At 31.0% G+C, this 464-nt stretch carries 1 protein-coding gene; it reads right to left on the reverse strand.

What is annotated here, in order from left to right; all coding sequences use genetic code 11:
* Nucleotides 1-3: 3 nt before the first annotated feature.
* The gene (locus HUN22_RS17700) at nucleotides 4-426 is read right to left on the reverse strand and encodes a hypothetical protein (RefSeq protein ID WP_217488232.1); all 423 of its coding nucleotides are present in this window, start codon (nucleotides 424-426) and stop codon (nucleotides 4-6) included.
* Nucleotides 427-464: the final 38 nt, after the last annotated feature.

Here is a 464-nt window from a genome sequence, read left to right on the forward strand (position 1 = left end):
GTATTAATCATAATACCCTTCTGTGAATATTATAATTGCTTCAACTGGTAAAAATGGTTCTTCTTCATAATTTGGTTCATAAAAACCTATCCCAAATTTAAATGAAGTTAGACCATCTCCATCAATAGCAATATCTTTATCTAATGCAGCCATTAACTTATAAGCCTCAAATGCAGGGAGCCTAGATAACTCTATCCCATTAAAAACAACATGAGCAGGTTCATAAAACTCTAATGCTATAGCTCTATCATTACTATCATAATATACATTAATACCAATTTCATCATAGCCATCAGTAGCAGAATCTGAATAAGAATTTCGCCAAAATGCTCTAGGCTCATACTCAGAAAAAATCTTTCTTACTTCTTCTCTTTTCATGCCAAACTTAATTAAACAAGCTCCCATGTATGGAGTTATTTCAAACATTATTCCATCTCGATTATTTATTAAGCACTTTTTTATTC

The organism is Acinetobacter lactucae, assembly GCF_013344765.1.
In the GTDB taxonomy this organism is placed as follows: Bacteria; Pseudomonadota; Gammaproteobacteria; order Pseudomonadales; family Moraxellaceae; genus Acinetobacter; species Acinetobacter lactucae_A.